We start from the raw sequence: 19304 nt of genomic DNA, 5'->3' as shown, positions 1-19304 counted from the left end.
ATCGTTTATCTGCTTAAAGATGTGGTGGCAGTCACGGCTGCTATGTGTTATCACCATTGGGGGCTATCTAAATGGGTCTGCTCAATCGACACTCAAAGCGGAGGGCCTAAATGACCTGCGTTACAAAACCTGACCCAGAGGCCGATCTGACGAAAACCCTGAATACAGATCAGTACGCCAATTTACCTACAGCGAGTGATAACAAATGACAAAACAGCCAACGATCAGCAGTGCCGATTATGCCGTAGCCCCAGGCACTAAACTGGATTTGCACCAGCACGCCACGCTGGCTGAACCACTCTACAGCTCCTCAAAAGATTATAAAAAACAGCTGAGCGCCAGCACCGACAAACTGAAAAAAGCTCAGGAATTATTTTATGCCGACAACAGTTATTCCCTGCTGATTATCTTTCAGGCGATGGATGCTGCAGGTAAAGACGGCGCTATTCGCCATGTGATGTCGGGCATAAACCCACAAGGCTGCCGGGTACACAGTTTCAAGCACCCAAGTGCCACCGAACTGGATCATGATTTTCTCTGGCGCAGCCACTGTGCCCTGCCTGAGCGTGGGCAAATAGGTATTTTCAACCGTTTTTACTACGAAGAAGTACTGATTGTAAAGGTGCAACCCCAGCTATTAGAGGCGCAAAAACTGCCGTACAAAAACCTGAACTCCGGGCCTTTCTGGCGAGATCGCTACCGTTCTATTGTTGGCTCTGAAGCACATCTGGTGCGCAACGGCACTAAAGTCATCAAGTTCTTTTTACACCTGTCTAAAGAAGAACAATGCCGCCGTTTCCTCGACCGCATCGACAACCCCAACAAAAACTGGAAGTTCTCCGAAGCCGACACAGCACAGCGCCAACACTGGGACAGTTACATGAGTGCCTATGCCGAGTGTATAAGCAATACCAGCACCAAAGTTGCGCCCTGGTATGTGATACCGGCCGATGACAAGAAAAATGCCCGCTTAATCATTTCCGCCATTATTAACGAAACTCTGGCCAAACTGGATTTAGCTTATCCAGAAACCACTGATGCACGCAGGGCAGAGTTAGCAGAAATCCGCACTAAGTTACTGCAGGGTGAGCTTTAGTCATTAGAAGTTGAGCCAGACCAATATACTGAGATGCAAAAAATTATAGTGAGCACCTAAGGGTCAGACTTTGTCCATTTCGCAACAACCTCACGTGCGACGGCAACCTTTTGATTAGCAGCTCAGAAACCTGCCTGAATTTATAGCAACAGCTGACATAACCGACAAATGCCTAATGCTTGTGTAGAATTTTGACAATGCGGTCATACACTATTTCTGACACCATCCAGGAGTTTCCACCGCTTGTGTTAACAAACTGAATAACCACTGCGTCAATATCCTTGTGGTAGCGTGCAATGCTCGAATATCCTGGCCACAACCCCGTATGCTCATACAGGTAGATGGAAGAATAAATGCCCTGCTCCACATCATCGAATAAAGTTCCATCATTCAGTGCCCGAAGAAATATTCCTGTATCTTCCGCTGTCGCTACCATAGAACCACCGGGTACTAAAATATCCAGCATTTTCACGTCCCCATCATAATCCGTGTAGTAGCCACTGGAGACTTTGCTCAGGTCTACATCACTCAATACTCCAAAGGTGTGCGACAGGTGAAGAGGAGCCAAAATCTCACTATGGATATAGTCTTGATGGCCATAGCCTAACGTTTTGTCGAGAATACGACCAATCAACAGGTAGTTCGTATTGGAATAGTCGTAACAACTGTCCGGCTCAAATTCCGCGGGTTCATCGAGTACCAATTCAAGATATTCATTCACATCCTTCAATGATGTGGTCCATGGAAACTCAGGGTCGTCAATCCAATCGGGGATGCCACTACGATGCTGTAACAGCATTTTAAGGGTAATCTTGTTTGCGTTTTTTATTCGTCCTTCCAGTTCCGGCAGGTGTTTTGCGAGAGTGTCATCTAAGGATAACTGCTGATACCTGACTAATTTGGCTGTTGCAGCAGCAATATATAACTTGCTGATACTGCCAATCTTGAACAAAGCATGTGGATCCGCAGGCACTTTATTCTTTCTATTTTTCCAGCCTGCAGCATAAAACTGAGGAGCCTGACCTTTTACATCCACATACAGGACAATGCCATCCAGGTCATAATGAATAGCATCATCCACTTGCTGTTGAACCGTATCTGGTAATGGAGCTAAATAAGCACGGGCGGCAAGCCAAGGCACGAATATCACCACGCAGCTTATTACAACGATAGCCAAGATGATTCTTATAAGCCAAACTGGGCGTTTCGATGTGTTCAAGCCGGATAACCCTATCAAGTCGTGACAACAATTCGTTTTAAAGCCCGCAACTTGCGGTAGTTGGAGCAAGATGCAAAACCTGACACCAAAGCTCGCTTAATGCGTAAATTGGAGCTTTGTAGTGACATTCACCATTTATTGAGTTTTCCATTATTTCTCCCTAAAAGCCTCAACGCCCGCAGAAGGCGCACCATCTTTTGGCATCGCACTTTCTGCGGTTGTTATATGGATTATTCTTTGGGTCTCAGGTCTTCGATGATTTGCGCTTCGATCCAGTATAAATCTGATTGAGTGCCCGCCTTGCCGTTTGCATTTGGCACCATTCTATTGAACAAGAGATATTTACCGTCAGGTGTGACCTGTGCGCCCCTCTCTTCAGCTGCTGTATTTATCTTGTCCCCCAGATTAATAGCTTCACCCCAGGCGCCATCTTTCTGGCGGAAACTGATATAGAGGTCAGCGTCGCCATACCCGCTCTCTCTTTCACCGTCCCACATCAGGTAGCTCTCGTCAGGGGCGATGTATGGATGGGCATTCCATATGCCGGTATTGATCTCCTTCGGCAGCGGCTTCGGGTCTTGCCATTTACCACTCACGAGCCTTGAATACCGAAGAATTCCATCACCGGCTGAACTGCCTCTTTCGTCCAAAACTAAGGTACCTTTGGCTGACGCTGCAAGGCTCATAATCTGTATTGCTTCAAAAGCAGGACCAAGGCTTTTCAGCTCTGACCAACCGTCAGCTGTGCGCTGCTTATAGTTGGCACCATAATGCAGGGTTTTGCCGTCTGGGGCGTAAAAGGGTCTGCGCTCTTCAGCCGGCACCGCTATCTTCTGCCACTGATCGCCCGCCTTTCTAAAAATGACAGATTCCGGTTCTCTGGCGTCACGAGAGTGTTTCCATCTGGTGACAAAAAACTCGTTCATGTCTGGGGAGAAACCACCAGCGTCCCCCCATTCTTCTGTATTCACAACACCGGGTGCAAAGGGCCTGGCGGTTAAACCCGGTGGGGTTTGCCCCAGGTAAGGGCCTTTGAGTGCAGGAAATTCATCTTGGCTATAACTATTGCTACTCATAGTGAGTGTAGAAAGCAGCAAAATAACTAACTTACAAATACGATCCATCACTTATTTTTTCCTTTTAATTCAGTTTGTTATTTAGCATTCATCTGGTGGTGAAACCTTTGACTTTACGCGGAGCCTAAAGTGTTGGTACAAACCTATCAGGGCCAGGTCTTTCATCTTGCCCAACTCTATCAAGGAAAGGTCTGTTGGCAATTTTCTCTGTTCTTTTTTGTTTTTATGTTCATTAAACTCATTGAAACTAAATCAATAAAGTATTTTGGGGCAAGGTGCAAGACCCGACCCCGAAGTTCAGGCCTGTCCTTGAGGTTTTTCTTTGTTACATTTTTACGCCCATGCGACACCAGAAGGTAATTTAAAGCTACTGTATTCAAGATGCAAAACCCGGCGTTGTGATGGAGTTTCGGCCTTGCTAGATGAATGTAGTATATGCGGACGCATTACCAAAACGGACCCCGCTGGCGCCTCACAAACTACAGCTTCATGATCTTGTACATATGCCCGAATAGAACCGGGATCTAGAATGCCTAACTTATGACTTTTCGGAAAAACTTTTAGGCAGCCATTTTTTAGACTTGTATCATCTAAGTGAACTCGAAAGGTTACCATTTGATTTAGCACATCTACTGGGGGCTGAACATGGTGGACTTGATCCTTTAAACTCCAAGGCCCCCATTCAAGCTTTTTGAATCTTTCGGATACTGCTACGGTTCTGTCTTGGTGCCATGTCACCAGCCAGTTATTATCTTTTGTTTTATTGAATAGCCCGAACTAAACTTGCACTGCCTGAAAGATATTTTGCAGCCTGAGCGGTTAGTTGTTCCGAACTCGCAAGCTCGCGAATAGAAGAAAACTTTTTCTCTGCATTTCTGATACCGCCAGCCTTAGCTGGAAATACAACACTTTGAATTTCGCTATTTATGGAAACGAGTTGATCGTGAGATAAAAACTTGCATATCAGTTCATACCCATCTTCTAATGTTTGCATTGAGCTTGATCCATCGTTGAAATGTAACATTTGGTTAAGGGGCGGGCTTTAGCCGTCCCTGTGAGCAAAGCGAACGGTTTGAACCAGTTGTGATGTGTATTACAGAAGCTCAATAAAGAACGAGCCGTATGCCCATATTATGGTTCCTACAACCATGAACGAAACTCCAAATACTTCGTCAGATATTATGTTGTCGACCCAGTGTTCTTGTTCTGGCGTCATAAATTTAGTGCCAAACACTCCGGCGCCGGATAATTTGTTGTAGAGGTTTATCTTAGGGATTTTTAGATGGAAATTTAAGCTGTACTTGATATTGAGAAACAGGCCGGCGATTGTGATGACCGCGCCTGAGCATGAGAATAAGGCAGGTATTTTCGCAAATAGCTCAGTGGCTAGAGATAGAAATGAAAAGGTAATACAGAAGATCAATGAGTGCTTTCTGTTAAAGAAAACATAAGCAAGAACGTTAAATGCTTTTTCTCTAATAAACTTTAGTAATTTCATGGACTTTCCTTGTTCTATTGGCTAGCGCTCTGCACATAACGCCTTGCTCACCGTAAAATTGAGAGCGTAGCGAGTGCCCTCAGCGTCAGGTCTTGCATCTTGCCCCGTTATATTAAGGACAGATCTGATAGCTATTTTCTCTCGCTTTTTCCGCTTTTATTTTCGTTAAACTCATTGAAACTACATCAAAAAAATTATTTTGTGGCAAGCAGCGAGACCTGCCCCCAAAGTCTTACACGCGAGCAATGTGTTGCGAGTCCAGCACCAACGGGCCTATTTTTGATGGCGATGGTTATTTACCATTTTGCCGAACTAAAAAGTTTAATACTGTTAACCGCTCTTTTTCGTAATATTCCTCACGTTTTTCTGTGTGGATAGTTGGACTGCAGGAGCTTACGGCTAGATCTTTTTTATCCTGATAAGCAAACACAGCGTACTGCACATTTAATTTAAAAGGGAAGCCGCAGGCACCATTACCAGGCCGGGTTGTAACTACTATTTTTTTGTCGTAGTTTCCTTTGTAACCCTTATCCAGTTTTAGCGTCACTTGCCTCAACTCGTAATAACTAAACCATGAACCGGGTTCCCTTCTTTCAATAGTTTCAATTCCTTCAACAGTACCAACAAATACGTAAGGATATTCATTGTAGCTTTCCTCAATGTCATAACCGATGCAACTGCAAGCGAGAGTTTCGCTACTGAAAATGACAAAAATAGCAATAAACCAGAATTTAAACACTTTGGCCCCCTGGTACATAACGCACGTCACACACGCGAGCAATTTGTTGTGAGTCGATCGCCAAAGGTTCGTTGTGCTGGCGTTTGTTATACGTTTGAGTTGCCTACATCACATACATAGCACATGCTTTCATCAGAAAATCAGAACCAACTAAGTAAGGTCTATGATAGCCACTCACCTCATCTTCTGAGCTATTGATCTCAACGATCGTGAGACATTTTTCTACTGGAAAATCCCCTCGATTAAATAACAAATCAGCATGACCTTGGAGAGTACAATCAATTATTGTCCCATCAGTAAGAGTCAACCAAACATGTGCTTTAAGAGGTTTAGTAATATCAAGCTGTGTCAGTTCGGATTTAATAATTTCATATGACATTTCACAGTAGATATAATCATTCCAATAATAATCCCCTATTGTTATATAACTATCTATACCTAGTTCATCTTTTAAGTATCGGTGCATCATTAAATGAATTGGTGTGCATTTCCCAGCTAAACTTGACGAATTCTGGTAGCCATGAGCGAATAGGACATCTACGCATGACTGCAGTACTTTACGCTTTACTTCAAAGCTTAATGGTGCTTGAAAAGGGTATTGGACACCTTGAAACATCAAACCTAACTCTTTAGTCTTACCTAGAGCAGCCTCAAACCTAATCTTATAACTCAAAATATTATTTCCTCTCAAAGTTTAGAACCCTAGAACTCATAACGCTTGGTTAAGAGGCGGGCTTTAGCTCGTCCCGAGTGAGCGAAGCGAACGGCTTGAACCACTTGTTAGGGTTTTTTAGCATAGATGACATGATCTTTATCTTTTGCCTCATTAATAGTAAAAGTAAATGAGCGCTGCTCACCTCGTACTACGTGTTTTTTAAAGCGATCTTCTGAAATAATTTTATGCCAATCAAACATCCACATTAGGTCAATTGAATAATCATCATTTAAATGGATGAACAGCAGGTGTGTGGGACATTCGACGCCTTCGATCTTTGGAATGGCGCTGGTTTTTCTCCATCCAGAAGCCCAGCCTTTTCTTGTTTTAACTGATACGAGAGAGCCAGAAGCTGAAACAAAATCGTGTTCTTTTTGGTCATCTACAAGCTTTCCGTCAAATAGAAGCTTTCCATAGATTTCGCCAAGCCAGCCAACAATTTCATTTCCTTTGAGATTTTTCCCATCAGAATAGGCTGACATTTTTTCTTTAATTTCACTTTGAAGCGATGAAAGTTTTGAAAATAGTTCTTGGCACTCCGCTTCAAGGTTATTAACTGCAACTGGATTTAGCATAAGAACCCTAACATTTGTATATTGTGCCGGCACACTTTCTCTGGTTCTACCAGAAGAAAAACCAGCGTTAACTTATTAAAAAAAAACGTATCGCAACCTAGCACTACTAGCTGAGACCCAAAGCGTGCTGGCACGTTATTTCTTTTCTCTGGCCTGTTATTTTTAGGTCGATCCACGCTAAGTCTCTAAATTAGATCGATTTTCCTGTTTCAGCAACAAATAGATGTACCTGTTGATTCGCTCAAAGCCTAGCTGTTTTAAGATTAGAGCAAATAACACTCTGTACTAATCCAGAGATATAACCAAAGCCAGTTTGACGAACAAAACAGCACTACGCCAAAGCGAGGATGGGCAAAGTGCCAAGCACACCGTCTTTCGCAGGGATAGCGAAAGGCGAGCCCCCATGGATGGGTTTACGGCGTGTCTGCGTAGACTATGCACATTCCGCCGCTACCTGACTGCTACACAAAGGTTGGATCTTTAACACGCCAGCTAAGCCACTAAGGCAACTGAATTTTATAATCCTTCATATGCTTTAAATACGCCACTAAGTGGTCGATATCCTCTGCGCTAAACTGCGGAAAAGTGGGCATTTTGCTTTTGTATCTGTAACCTGATGCATTCGGGATAAAGGCTTTTAAGTGATCCTCTGTCCAGTATTCGGTGATGTTTTTTGGCGCGTTAAGCTCCGGGCCTAATTCGCCGCCTTGCAGGTTGATGGAATGGCAGCTGATGCAACTTTGTTTAAACAGCAAAAAGCCCTGATATGCCGCTGAGTTTTGTGTCGCGTTGGTTGGATAGAGTTTGGGGTATTGTTGCTGAAAACTGACCAGCTCCAGCTTTACCAACTGATAAGGCCAGGGTCTGGTTTTTTCTACTGCTTTGCCTTGTTTCCACACTAAGTAAAATGGTGCAGGCGACACCATAGCTTTGCCCTGGGCGACTGGGGCAAAATCAAAATCCTTTTTGCCGGTTTCGGCAAATACCAGTACAGCCTGGTCATCCAACAAATAATCAAGTGGCATGCTGGGCGCATAGCCATCAGAAGCCGTCAGCACCACTTCATCTGCAGCTTGGCCCAGCTTGTAACCAGCAGCTTTTAACAGTTGCAGTAAAGACACGCCTTCAAAGCTTTTTTCGCTGTTGTAGACAGGGTCAAATAGCTTGATGTGCTGCACTGGTACTTTTTGTTTAATGTCCGCCAGAGTCCAGTTGTGTTCTTGTTGTGGTAATTTAATCAGCAGTTGCTGCGCCTTGGCAGCAAAGGAGTAAAAGGACATAAACCACAGCATAATCAATAAAGTAGTTTTAAACATCATTGCCCCTTTTAACCTTATGCTGCCGATGGACTAAAACAGCTTAGCCTAAATATTGCTTCAGCCAGTTGATCATATCCTGCCGCGCTTTGGCCCGCACGGGGTTAAAACCATGATCAGCGCCCGGATAAATCAACAATTGATGTGGGTGATTTAATTCCTTCAATTTCAAGGCTAATTGTTCTGCATTACGAACCGACACCTGTTTATCTTGATCACCGTGTTGGATCAAAATTGGCATGTCTGCCGGTAACTGTTCAGGCCATAACAACACTGAGCGCTCAGCCAAAGCTGCAACTTTATTGCTGCTGTAGTTTGGGATCCGTGCTTCAAACACTTTTTCCATGGCCGGACGAATTTCCAGCTCTTTCGCTAAATCGGTAGCACCAGCTGCTACGACTATGGTTTTCAGTTCAGGCATAGATTTGGCCAGCATATAAGTCATCATGCCACCTCGGCTTTGGCCCCACATCGCCATTCTGTTGGCATCTACGTCTTTCATTCCCTGAGCTATAGGCACTAAAGCTTTTACGTCTTCTAACTCAGCACCACCAAATTCATCAAACCCGGCATTGCTCACTGCGGCTTTCCCCCAGTTATGTTGCCCTCTATAGTTGCTGGCAATCACGACAAAACCTTGTGCAGCTATCGGCATCAGCTCATGCATTACAAAACCAAATACCAACTGACCATAACCGGCATTACCGCCTCTGTTATAAATCACCACAGGGGCTTTACCGCTGATCTGTTTAGGTTTAATCATAAAACCACGAACAGGTACGTCCCCGACTCTATAAACAAAGTCCTGGCAATCCAGAGTCTGTATGAAACCTTCATAATCAGCCTGAGGCAGTTGAGCCCGTAGTTTGGCTTCGGAAAAGTTTGGCTGTTTTTTTGCCATTTTGAGCCGGAAAGCAATGTAGCTATCGTAACTTTGAAAAGGCCCGCCAAAACAGCTACGGCTTTTTTGCAAACTGGCCGCAGTGCTAAAGAGTTCGGTTTGGGCCGGAGCTTTTGCCTTTGGTGCTGTACTTGTTGCTTCAGCCAAAGCAGGCAGATGAACCCCTGCGATTAATAAAATGAACAACATCGATGTCTTCACTACAACTTCCTTTTTTTTAAATAAAACTACTCTGGGCCAGACAGTCGTGGACTGCTTAATACCTTGTTCATTTGTTGACTGTCCTCTGGTATTAACTCAGGCTTTAGCTGAATAATGTGTTGATAAATCTCTGGCTGAAACTTTTGCAGCCGCTTCATTCTGGCCAAGTGGCTGGGTTCAGGCTGTTGCACAAACTCAATGATCTTCGGCAACACAGGATGCAAAGTGGCGTTGATATAACTGTGATCCAGCACATAATCCAAAGCATCCGAACCAAATTGCGGACGTAAAGGATCAACGCCTTGTTCAATCAATAGCTCGACCGCTTCGACAGAGCTTGAAAATGCCATACGATATAAATTCTGATCCTGACTATCCAGCAGATGGAGATCAAATTTTGATTGCTGAAGTTGCAACCAAAACACCGCTGGTTTGTTGTAAAACGCCATCAAATCAGTGGGAGCGACAGGGTGTTTTCTGAATTGCCAGGCAGGTAGCAGCGCTAAATTATTGCTGACTATAGTTAGCAGCACAGCAGTCTCAGCAGCATTTAGTGCTGTTCGGACAGTAAACTCCTGCAGTGCATAGCCGTCTCCGGCTAATGTGATCAGGCTCTGCTCAACGTCCTGACGAGGTCTCTCAGTATGGTAAAAAGAAGTCAGATACCGATCCACCAGCGCAGGATCAAGCTGATGCAGTTCAGCCAGCGAGACTTTCCCTTGTGGCTCTGAAGATGAAGTTCTGATTAAACTTGAGATTTCATCGCGGGACAACAACTCAGCATGCTTCTTCCGCTGATGTTCCAATTGATCACATTGTTGTCGTTTTGCAGTGAGCAGTTTTCCCTGCTCACTGATGCTGCGAAACAGCATTTTTAATGCTTCAGGTGGCTGAGTTTTTTCATAAGCTGAGGGGCTGATTAACTGATTTTTTATCAGTGCCAGTAGTTTTGGATCCTGAAGGTTTCTGCTTGATAAAAATTCGCTGCTAACTTCATATAAATCTTCTTCTACTGGTTGCAGATGGGTTTTATAACCTTCAGCAATCAGGTACTGCACCACCTGCACCTGAGTATCAGTGCCCACTGTTGCAGGGCTGCTAAACAAAGCATAATCCAGTCCTGTCACCATACCGTCTATGTTGGTAGGTTTTATATTCTGTTCTTTCAACAGCTTCAGCACATCAGTACGCCATCTGGCCGCAGCTACATCCGCCAGATTCAGTGCACCAAAGGGGGAGTTGCTAAGGGTGTAAAAAGCAGGTACTCCTTGCAGTGTAATGCTGTTGCGGATTAACAAAGCTATATGCCCAGCCGGCAGCCCAACGTCTATCGCATGAGCAATTTCGTGAGGATAAAACCTTTTCCCCTGAATGAGTTCAGCAAACTCAGTCTCAGGCAATTCCAATGCAACATTCAGCAACAACAAAGAATAAGAAAAAACAAAACTTCCGTGGATCCTCAGTGGGGCTATAGGATAAAAAAGCTGAAAAGTTTCTTGCTGCACCGCAGCCTCAGCAATTTCCTTTTTACCTAACTCTGCAAGCTCATTGAATTGTTCAACGTGTTGCTCTGCGTGCTCCGGTTGCGCCACCTGAAGTTCTTTTCCAGCATAATGAGCTGCGGCTTCAAACACCATGGAACTATAGTGGTAATTGTTCAGGCTGTTCTGGCTGTCATAACTCAGTAATGTTTCGATCAGCTGACCCTGTTCAAAGGCGGCCACGAGCTCTTTTTTCACCTGTTGTTCAAAATCCGAGATTGTTGTTCTGATTTGCGTTGATTCTGCGTAACACTGTTTAATTTGCTTTGGCAGAGGCAAGCTTTGATCGGTCGTTCGTTGTGTAAGATTTCGGTGAGGCTCTATGCTGGCAGATGCAGAAATATCAGAAGTTAACTCTGTTGTTGGCTTGAAGTACCAAAAGAGTAACGCCACTACAGCCAGAATAAAAATTGAAATCCGTTTCATTTTTAGCTTATTTAGTTAACATTTATTTGTTTTAACATAGCCAGATCCACCCTGTCCAGCATAGTTATTGCGCTGAAAACAAGCAGATTTTTCAATACTAACGCCAATACGAAGGCCAATATCTGCAGCCATCCTGTTCCGCTTTACAATGACCCTTTTAAATCAATGACCGCCACCAGCGCTTCATGATCAGAAGGATACAAGCCGTTGTATCTTCTGTTATCCACCTGATAACTTTGCACCTGCAGGTTTTTACTGACAAAAATAAAATCTATGGTTTGGCTTGGGCTATTGGGCTCGCGGCCAAAACCGTTAAAAGTGCCAGCATTTTTGGAAAGCTTATCTTTCGCCACCAAAGCACTGTCATGTAAAACTTTACTTAAAGCCTGGTAAGGCGCGCTATCAGGTTCGACATTAAAGTCCCCTGTCAGCAACACTTTGCTCTGTTTGGGTAATTGCTCCACTTCGGCTTTCAGCAGCAAAGCGCTTTGCTGCTGAGCCTGCTGGCCCATATGGTCAAAATGCGTGTTCAGAAAATAAAAACTCTGGCCGGATTTCAACTCTTTAAACTGAGTCTTCGTGAAAGTACGGTTCAGGTTTGCATCCCAGCCTTTTGATACCTGTTCTGGCGTTTCTGACAACCATAAGGTTTTTGCTGACAGCAGCTGTAATTTATCTTTGCGATAGAGCACAGCCGTGCTTTCGCCTTTGGTTTTTCCATCGTCCCGACCTTCACCAAACCATTGATACTGCGGCAACATAGCCACTAAATCAGTCACCTGAAACAGTTCGGCTTCCTGCAAGCCAATCAGGTCTGGTTGTTGAGTCTGAATTAAATGCGCCAGCAAGAACTTGCGTTCAGGCCAATACTGCGGCGTCCCTTCAGCTTCACATAAACCACAACGAATGTTGTAGCTCATTAGTTTTAATTGTTCGGCTTGTGCCAATGAAGGAAAGACCAGCAGGGATAACATAAGCAGCAAAAATTTCATGCAGTTAGCCTATTAAAATGAAAGGAAGCTCTAAAACTACCTTAACAACTTTGCCGAATTATTAATTCTGAAGGCATCAGCAAATCTGCAGCCAAATCACCGGACAACAGCATACGGGCTGCAGTGCGGCCTTTTTCGTCGCTGTGCTGGGCAATAGTGGTCAGGCTGGGGTAAAAACGTTCAGCTTCTTCAATGCCATCAAAACCAACCACTACTAAATCTTGCGGTATTTTAATGCCCAGCTCACGCGCCACCGCCATAGCAGCCAATGCAATACGATCACTCATACAGAGCAACACTTGAGGTCGTGGAAATTGAGTTAAAGCTTCACGGGCTGCCACTAAAGCAAAATTATGGGTATTCAACGGAATATGCCAGACCGCATCTGCGGGTAAATCGCGGCCTTGTTCTATAGCAGCAGCTAAATAACCGTCCAAACGGCGGCGGGAAATGGCTTGTTCTGTGCTGTACAGCTCGTGCGGCTGAATACGACACACTCTGTCTGATTCAATTAAACGCAAACCCAGCACCGCCACTTTGCCCTGCATTTTAGCAAAGGCATGCTCAGCAATACGATGGGCTGCAGCGTAGTTATCGACGTTCACCGACACCACATTATCCAGATTGCAATCCACTGTGATCAGCGGCTTGCCACTTTTAACAATGCGGTTCAATTGCTCAGGGTTGCTCGGCGCACCATACAAAATAAAGGCGTCGGGCACAGCTTCAGCACTGCTGCTGCTGGTGTTATGGCGGCCGGATAACAACAGCATATCCATACCATGTTCCTGCAGCACTTCAGCCACCCCTTTGATAAATTGATTGGCAACAGGGTCGCTGACCGAATATTCCAGCGTGTCTGACAATAAAACCGCCACTATGCCAGAGCGGCCTGTACGCAAACTGCGGGCTGCGGCATTAGGGCCGTCGTAGCCCAGTTCAGTGCATTGCTGCAAAATACGCTGGCGTAATTCAGGAGAAAGTTGATCAGGTCTGTTATAGGCATTGGAGACAGTAGCGACCGAAACCCCCAGATAAGAAGCCACGGTTTTCAGATTTAATTTTTTTGGTTTTTCTATTGCCGACACAGCTATAACACCCTGTTTTAGTTCAGGCTTTATCATGCCTGTTCACTAACAGAATTGCCAGCACCAGAGACTGCCCCAGAGGCAGGGAGTATCAGGCTGACCAATAAGCCCGCGTCCTGATTTTGCAGGCTTAAACTGCCGCCATGAGCTTCAGCTATATCCCGGCACAAGGTTAAACCTATGCCCGATCCATTTTCCTTACTGGTATAAAAAGGCACCATGGCGTGGGCTAAGGCTTCGCTTGTCATACCGCCGCCTGCATCCTGAATACGAATAAGCAATTGATCCGGTAATTCGGTAAAACTTAATTGAATAAACTCTGGTCTGGATCCGGATTCGTGAGCATTTTTCAAAAGATTTAATAGCAACTGTGACAACTGCAACGGGTCCGCCAACCAGATACGCTGTGGTAAATCACCCTCCAGCTCAAACTCATATTGATCCTGCAACTGATTAATCAGCCTGGCCCAGTGCACTGGTGCCAAGGCGGGAGTCGGCAATTTGGCAAATTGGATATAAGACTGTAAAAACTGATTCAGATGCTGCTGACGCTCACTGATGGTCTGGAAAATTTGTTGCAGCTGTTTATGCTGCAGCTCTGTCGCCACTAACTTACCGGAGTAAGCTAATGAAGATAAAGGCGCCAGCGTATTATTCAGTTCATGCCCAATAACCCGCAGCAGTTTTTTCCAGGCTTTCACTTCTTCACGATGGATTTCGCGGGTCATAGGTTTTAACAGATACAACTGATGCGATTTTTGGTTCAGCGAGAAAAAACTAACAGACAAATGCCAAATCGATGCGGGTTCGCCCAGATGCAATAACCCTTGTTGTCCACTTTCAATAGCCAAAGCCAGTTCGGGCAGCTCTGCCGTCATTTCAGAAAACAGCAAACCTTCAAACTTACGGCCCTGATACAGCAGTACCCTGGCCGCCGGATTGCTCATCAGCACCCTGCCGCTTTGATCGGTTAACACCATAGCACTGGGGCTGGATTGTAAAACCGTATCAAGCAGCAGTTCGCGTTGATACAAAGTGGCGCGTTCTTGCCGTAATTGTGCAGACATTTGCTGCAACACTTCAGCTAAAGGTTTAAGTTCACGTAAAAGATGGCGATTAGCATCAACATTAAAACTACCGTCCTGTAAGTTCTGAGCATGTAAATTCAGCGCTTCAATTTCCTGCAGCAAAGGCTTTAACGCAAAACGCAGCACCAGCAACACCAAAACATCAAAGCCCACAAAGAGCCCATACCAAAGCGGTTCAGCCTCCAGATAAGACAACAACAAAAAAGCCGGCACTAATAAGGCCAGCACCAGCAGATATAAACGCCGGATCAGTTGCATAAGCTCTTACACTGGTTCAATGCCATAAAACTCCATTCTCCGGTACAGCGCCTGTCGGCTAATACCCAATTGCTTAGCTGCCCGGGCTACCACACCCTGAGCCTGCTGCAGCGCCTGCTCTATCTGCTGTTTATCCAAATCATCCAGCGTTTTTTTAACTGTACTTTGCTCCTGAGGCAAGCCCAAATCGCCAGCATCAATTTCATCAGCCAAAGTCAATAATAAAGCGCGCTGACATAAATTTTGCAGCTCACGCACGTTGCCCGGCCAGCTGTAACTTTGCAGCGCCTGTTCGGCTTTTTTAGTCAGGCTTTTTTGACCTGCTAGAAAATGCCGCGCCAAAGGTACAATGTCATCCACTCTGTCTTTCAGGGATGGTAAATGCAGCTGTACCACATTGATCCGGTAATACAAATCCTGGCGGAAATGCCCTGCGTTAATGGCATGGCTTAAATCAGCATTGGTCGCGCTGATAATACGCACATCCACTTTGCGGGTTTGACTGGAGCCTAAACGTTCAAATTCTCCGGTTTGCAGCACGCGCAGTAACTTCATCTGGCCAGATAACGACAGATTGCCTATTTCATCCAGAAATAAAGTACCACCATCTGCAGCTTCAAAGCGGCCAATACGGGTTTTAGTCGCGCCGCTGTAGGCACCGGCTTCGGCACCAAAGAGTTCTGCTTCCATTAAATCGGCCGGTAAAGCGCCCATATTTACTTTAATCAAAGGCTGCTGTTTACGGCTGGAATTGGCATGCAGCACCTGAGCTATGCCTTCTTTGCCAGAACCATTTTCCCCCGTAATCAAAACTGCGGCGTTACTTGGAGCCAGTTGCAATGCCATTTGCAGCAGTTGCTCCATAGCAGTGCTGGCAAACACCAAGCCACATAAATCTTTGCCTGCAAAGAGGCCCAATCTTTCCTGCTGTTTGCGCTCGGCTTTTAAGTTTTGTTCAGTCAGTTGTTTGATTTTTAGTGTGTTGGCAACAGTGGTCAGCAAACGCTGATCGTCCCATGGTTTGGCGATATAGTCGGTGGCACCGGCTTTCACCAGTTCCACCACCATATCCAGATGAGTCCAGGCCGTCAGCAGTACAACAGGAATACTCGGGTGATCAGAGCGCAACTGATAAAACAGCTCTTTGCCTTGAGCGCCACTCATTTCACCCTGAGCAAAGTTCATGTCCTGCAAAATCAGATCGATAGATTGCTGCTGCAAAATGCTTTTAGCCACACCAGGCTGCTGCGCCATAAACACCTGATACCCCTGCAACTGAAACAGGGTCATCAGGGCGGTACAGACCGCCTCGTTATCATCGATGACCAGTATTTTTTTCATTGTTTATAAGGTCTTAGTTGCTGTGGCCGGAGATATCCGTGTTGCTATTCTGGCAGGATACCATGTGGCCAGCGTGACACAAAGCAGCAGTAACAGCATAGTCAGCAGCGGCAGCCAGACTGGTACTGCAGGTATGCTAATGACTTTAGCCAGACTGATGTTTAAACCGTAACAGACCAGAATACCAAAACCAGCCCCTATGGCTGTGGTCAGCCAGCTTTCACTTAGTACATCCAGCAAAACACGGGCTTTACTGGCCCCTAAAGCTCTTTTGATGCCCACTTCTTTTTGCATTTGCAGCGCATGAAAATGAGCGTGACTGTAGGCAGAAATCATCGCAACCAGTAACATCAAACCACTTAATACCGCCAGCAATGTTGCCAAACCTATTTCTGAACGGAACACTTCGTCACGGTTTTCGTCCATCCGCAGTACAGTGCCAATATCTATTTCTGGTTCAGCATTTCTTATCACTTCTGCTAATTGTTTACGCACAGCGTCGGATTGGCCTGGTTCCACTCTGACGATTAAATGATAACCTTGTTCAGCTCTGTGAAGAGGGCCAAATATAATCTGACCATAAAATGGATGGCTGGCGTAACGCTGTGAATAAAAGTCCGACACCACCCCGACCACAGTGCCATTGTTGGTCACTTTACCTATCGGGTTTTGTTCAGCAAACAGTTGTTTAGCCAGCTTTTCAGTCAGCAGAATATTATCAATCCCCCAGTCCTGTTGGGTTAATAAACGGCCTGTGATTAATTGAACACCAAGCACCTGGAAAATTTGCTCTGAGCTGTAATAATAAGGCACTGAATCCACATTACTTTCGTCTTGACGGTCACGTTCAAAAATATTCCAGTTTGATCCGCCTTGCCGCAACGGGATCTGATTAACAAAGTCTGCTGCTTCCACGCCCGGTATTTGTCTGACCGCAGTCAACTGTCGTGAAATCACCTCTGTTAAAGCGGGCTGAAGGCGCAGTGTTTTGCTGGTTGGTTTTACCCACACCGTCAGAATTTGATCCAGCGCTAATCCTGTAGGTTGATCGACCAATTCTTTAGCTGCGCTTGCCAATAGCAAGGAGTTCACTACCAAACCTAAAGTAACGGCCAGTTGCAGCAACAACAAAGCTGTGACCACTTTGCGGCGCAATAAGGATTTAATAATTAAAAATACAGACATGGTGATCTCCTTATTGTTTCAACTGCTGATTCAGCGGGCTAAATGAGGTTTTTAATGCCGGGTACAAGGTCACCAGATAGCTGATCAGCATTACAAACAGCGCCATCACACTCAGCATCTGCCAATCCCAACTGGCCAAAGCGCGGGTTCCAGGCAATAACGAGTTGATGGTCCATAAGCCCAATTGGGCAAACAGCAAGGCTGCGGCAAAAGCTAAAGCAGAACTGACTAAAACATCGGCCATAATCTGGCTTTGCAGCTGCCAGCGACTGGCACCTAAAGCACGGCGTAAACTAAATTCATACTGGTTGGCCATATAACGGTTCAGTGACAAATGGCTAGCGTTGACCACACAAACCAGCAGAAATAATGAAGCAACCAAAGCAAAAGCATCCAGTTGATCATTGGTTGCACGCAAGGCTTTTTGCACATTCAGAATATTGTCCAGTTTGTTGCCTTCTGGTCTGGTATGACGGCCTGCTGCTTTTTCATCCTGTACCAGGTTTTTCAGATACTGTTGATACTGCTGAACTTTTTCCGGGCTATCCAATTGCACCCAAAACTGTAATTGGTTCACAAAGTTGGTTCTGGCCATTTGTGGGTAGGTGGCCATATCGCCGTCCCAGTCCACATCAAAGAATGAATTTTGAGTATTAGACTGAATAGCTAAATCGTAAGCGGTTTCCAGCGGAATATAAATATCCTCGACAGGCTCAGCCGAACGGCGACCATTGACATCATATAAACGGGGCAACATGCTCCAGTCATCTAATACCCCAATGACTTTATACAACTGATCATCAATCAGCATGTCCTGCCCTACCACTTCAGTGCGGCCAAAAAATTTAATAGCTGTATTTTTGCTAATCACCACTTCCATCCTGGCTTTGTTATCAGGCCAGGTTTCACCCTGTAAAAAGGGTACATTAAACAATTTAAAAAAGTCGCGCTGAGTCACACGCAATTCCACCTGACTGGGTGTAGCCTGCTGGTTTTCCACAGTTTTGGCATAAGCGTTGCTGGAGTACATAGCGGCTTCGGCTGATGTAATGCCACTGCCACTCATTTTTTGCACATCCATATAACTTATCACTCTCGGTGGTTCAAAACAGTCGGTGCAATCACCTGGTGTCGAATTCATCCGCGCCATAAACAGCGTCTGGCTTTTTTCTGGTATCGGGTCTCGGTTCATCCAGTAATACAAAGTGGCATTACTGAAAAAAGTGCCTAAACCTAAACTTAAAATCAGCAAGGTTAATGCATAAGGCAAAGGGGCTCTTTTAATGCTGTGCCAGCTCAGCTTCAGATTATGAATTAAAGCTTCCATCTTAAGCTCCTGCTGCTAAAGGTTCGTACATACTGGAGTCATTGAGCTGACCGTCCACAATTTGAATATGTCGATTGGCACGACGGGCCTGATCCGGGTCATGCGTCACCATTAATATGGTGCAACCTTGCTGGTTAATTTTTTCCAGCAGTTCCATGACCTGGCGGGCCATTAACGAATCCAGGTTACCTGTAGGTTCATCCGCCAGCAGAATACGCGGCTCACCGGCAATAGCACGGGCTATAGCCACACGTTGCTGCTGACCACCAGAAAGCTGACTTGGGTGATAATCACGACGCGCTGCTAAACCCACGGTTTCTAATGCGTGTTCAACCCGGCGTTTACGCTCGGCTGAACTGAAACCACGGTAGCGCAGTGGCAGCTCGATATTATCAAACAAGCTGAAATCTTTAATCAGGTTAAAGCCCTGAAAAATAAAACCTATTTTCTCATTTCGAAGAGCTGATAATTCACGGTCAGATAAACCTTTGACTGAACGGCCATCCAGCAAATAATCGCCCTGATCAAAACTTTCTAAAGTGCCAAGCACATTAAGTAAAGTCGACTTACCAGAACCTGATGGGCCAGTTAAAGCGGCAAATTCACCTTCATTCACCTGCAGATTAATTTGTCGCAGGGCATGAGTTTCAATTAAATCGGTTCGGAAAATTTTGCTTAAGTTATTAATTTTAATCATGGTTTGCTCCTGTAGGGCCCAAGCC

General features: G+C 45.2%; 18 protein-coding genes. 1 reads left to right on the top strand and 17 read right to left on the bottom strand.

Translation table 11 applies throughout. The features are described 5' to 3' along the window. Nucleotides 1-205 precede the first annotated feature (205 nt). A complete protein-coding gene (locus P3C17_RS03910) occupies nt 206-1096 on the top strand; it encodes an ADP-polyphosphate phosphotransferase (RefSeq protein WP_300928198.1) in 891 nt (296 codons plus the stop codon). 172 nt (nt 1097-1268) lie between these two features. Here P3C17_RS03910 and P3C17_RS03905 read toward each other — a convergent pair whose 3' ends face one another. The 17 genes from P3C17_RS03905 to P3C17_RS03825 all read right to left on the bottom strand — a co-directional run bounded on the left by P3C17_RS03905 (nt 1269) and on the right by P3C17_RS03825 (nt 19279). Continuing rightward, nucleotides 1269-2273: a serine hydrolase domain-containing protein gene (locus P3C17_RS03905; protein ID WP_300928197.1), complete on the bottom strand. Its 1005-nt coding sequence runs from the start codon at nt 2271-2273 to the stop codon at nt 1269-1271. Between the two features lie 272 nt (nt 2274-2545). Then, nucleotides 2546-3439 carry a hypothetical protein gene (locus P3C17_RS03900; RefSeq protein WP_300928364.1) on the bottom strand — a complete coding sequence of 298 codons (894 nt, stop codon included), beginning with the start codon at nt 3437-3439 and terminating at the stop codon, nt 2546-2548. Nucleotides 3440-4151: 712 nt separating this feature from the next. Beyond that, nucleotides 4152-4385 carry a hypothetical protein gene (locus tag P3C17_RS03895; RefSeq protein WP_300928196.1) on the bottom strand — a complete coding sequence of 78 codons (234 nt, stop codon included), beginning with the start codon at nt 4383-4385 and terminating at the stop codon, nt 4152-4154. Nucleotides 4386-4484: 99 nt separating this feature from the next. Next, complete coding sequence (locus tag P3C17_RS03890; protein WP_300928195.1) at nt 4485-4889, bottom strand: hypothetical protein; 405 nt, start codon at nt 4887-4889, stop codon at nt 4485-4487. Nucleotides 4890-5181: 292 nt separating this feature from the next. Then, nucleotides 5182-5628, bottom strand: coding sequence for a hypothetical protein (locus tag P3C17_RS03885; protein ID WP_300928194.1), 447 nt, complete (start codon nt 5626-5628; stop codon nt 5182-5184). 103 nt (nt 5629-5731) lie between these two features. After that, complete coding sequence (locus P3C17_RS03880; RefSeq protein WP_300928193.1) at nt 5732-6301, bottom strand: hypothetical protein; 570 nt, start codon at nt 6299-6301, stop codon at nt 5732-5734. 107 nt (nt 6302-6408) lie between these two features. Then, a complete protein-coding gene (locus P3C17_RS03875; RefSeq protein ID WP_300928192.1) occupies nt 6409-6951 on the bottom strand; it encodes a hypothetical protein in 543 nt (180 codons plus the stop codon). A 467-nt stretch (nt 6952-7418) separates the two neighbouring features. Continuing rightward, the gene (locus tag P3C17_RS03870) at nt 7419-8237 is read right to left on the bottom strand and encodes a c-type cytochrome (protein ID WP_300928191.1); all 819 of its coding nucleotides are present in this window, start codon (nt 8235-8237) and stop codon (nt 7419-7421) included. 40 nt (nt 8238-8277) lie between these two features. Beyond that, nucleotides 8278-9336, bottom strand: coding sequence for a prolyl oligopeptidase family serine peptidase (locus P3C17_RS03865; RefSeq protein WP_300928190.1), 1059 nt, complete (start codon nt 9334-9336; stop codon nt 8278-8280). Nucleotides 9337-9362: 26 nt separating this feature from the next. After that, nucleotides 9363-11303 (bottom strand): hypothetical protein, encoded by a 1941-nt coding sequence (locus P3C17_RS03860; protein ID WP_300928189.1) that lies wholly within the window; start codon nt 11301-11303, stop codon nt 9363-9365. A gap of 143 nt (nt 11304-11446) precedes the next feature. Further along, complete coding sequence (locus P3C17_RS03855) at nt 11447-12295, bottom strand: endonuclease/exonuclease/phosphatase family protein (protein ID WP_300928188.1); 849 nt, start codon at nt 12293-12295, stop codon at nt 11447-11449. A gap of 41 nt (nt 12296-12336) precedes the next feature. After that, the gene (locus P3C17_RS03850) at nt 12337-13419 is read right to left on the bottom strand and encodes a LacI family DNA-binding transcriptional regulator (protein WP_300928187.1); all 1083 of its coding nucleotides are present in this window, start codon (nt 13417-13419) and stop codon (nt 12337-12339) included. After that, entirely contained in the window at nt 13416-14729 is a 1314-nt protein-coding gene (locus tag P3C17_RS03845; RefSeq protein ID WP_300928186.1) for an ATP-binding protein, read from the bottom strand. Before P3C17_RS03845 ends, P3C17_RS03850 begins: the two co-directional genes overlap by 4 nt. A 6-nt stretch (nt 14730-14735) precedes the next feature. Next, nucleotides 14736-16070, bottom strand: a complete 1335-nt coding sequence (locus P3C17_RS03840; RefSeq protein WP_300928185.1) for a sigma-54 dependent transcriptional regulator — start codon at nt 16068-16070, stop codon at nt 14736-14738. Between the two features lie 3 nt (nt 16071-16073). Then, nucleotides 16074-17255, bottom strand: coding sequence for an ABC transporter permease (locus P3C17_RS03835; protein ID WP_300928184.1), 1182 nt, complete (start codon nt 17253-17255; stop codon nt 16074-16076). 10 nt (nt 17256-17265) lie between these two features. Then, the gene (locus P3C17_RS03830) at nt 17266-18582 is read right to left on the bottom strand and encodes an ABC transporter permease (protein WP_300928183.1); all 1317 of its coding nucleotides are present in this window, start codon (nt 18580-18582) and stop codon (nt 17266-17268) included. Between the two features lies 1 nt (nt 18583). Further along, a complete protein-coding gene (locus P3C17_RS03825; protein ID WP_300928182.1) occupies nt 18584-19279 on the bottom strand; it encodes an ABC transporter ATP-binding protein in 696 nt (231 codons plus the stop codon). Between the last annotated feature and the right edge of the window lie 25 nt (nt 19280-19304).

Source organism: Rheinheimera sp. 1928-s (assembly GCF_029269265.1).
GTDB lineage: Bacteria > Pseudomonadota > Gammaproteobacteria > Enterobacterales > Alteromonadaceae > Pararheinheimera.
Note: the sequence above shows the minus strand (reverse complement) of the source record. Positions and strands in the feature narration are given on the sequence as shown.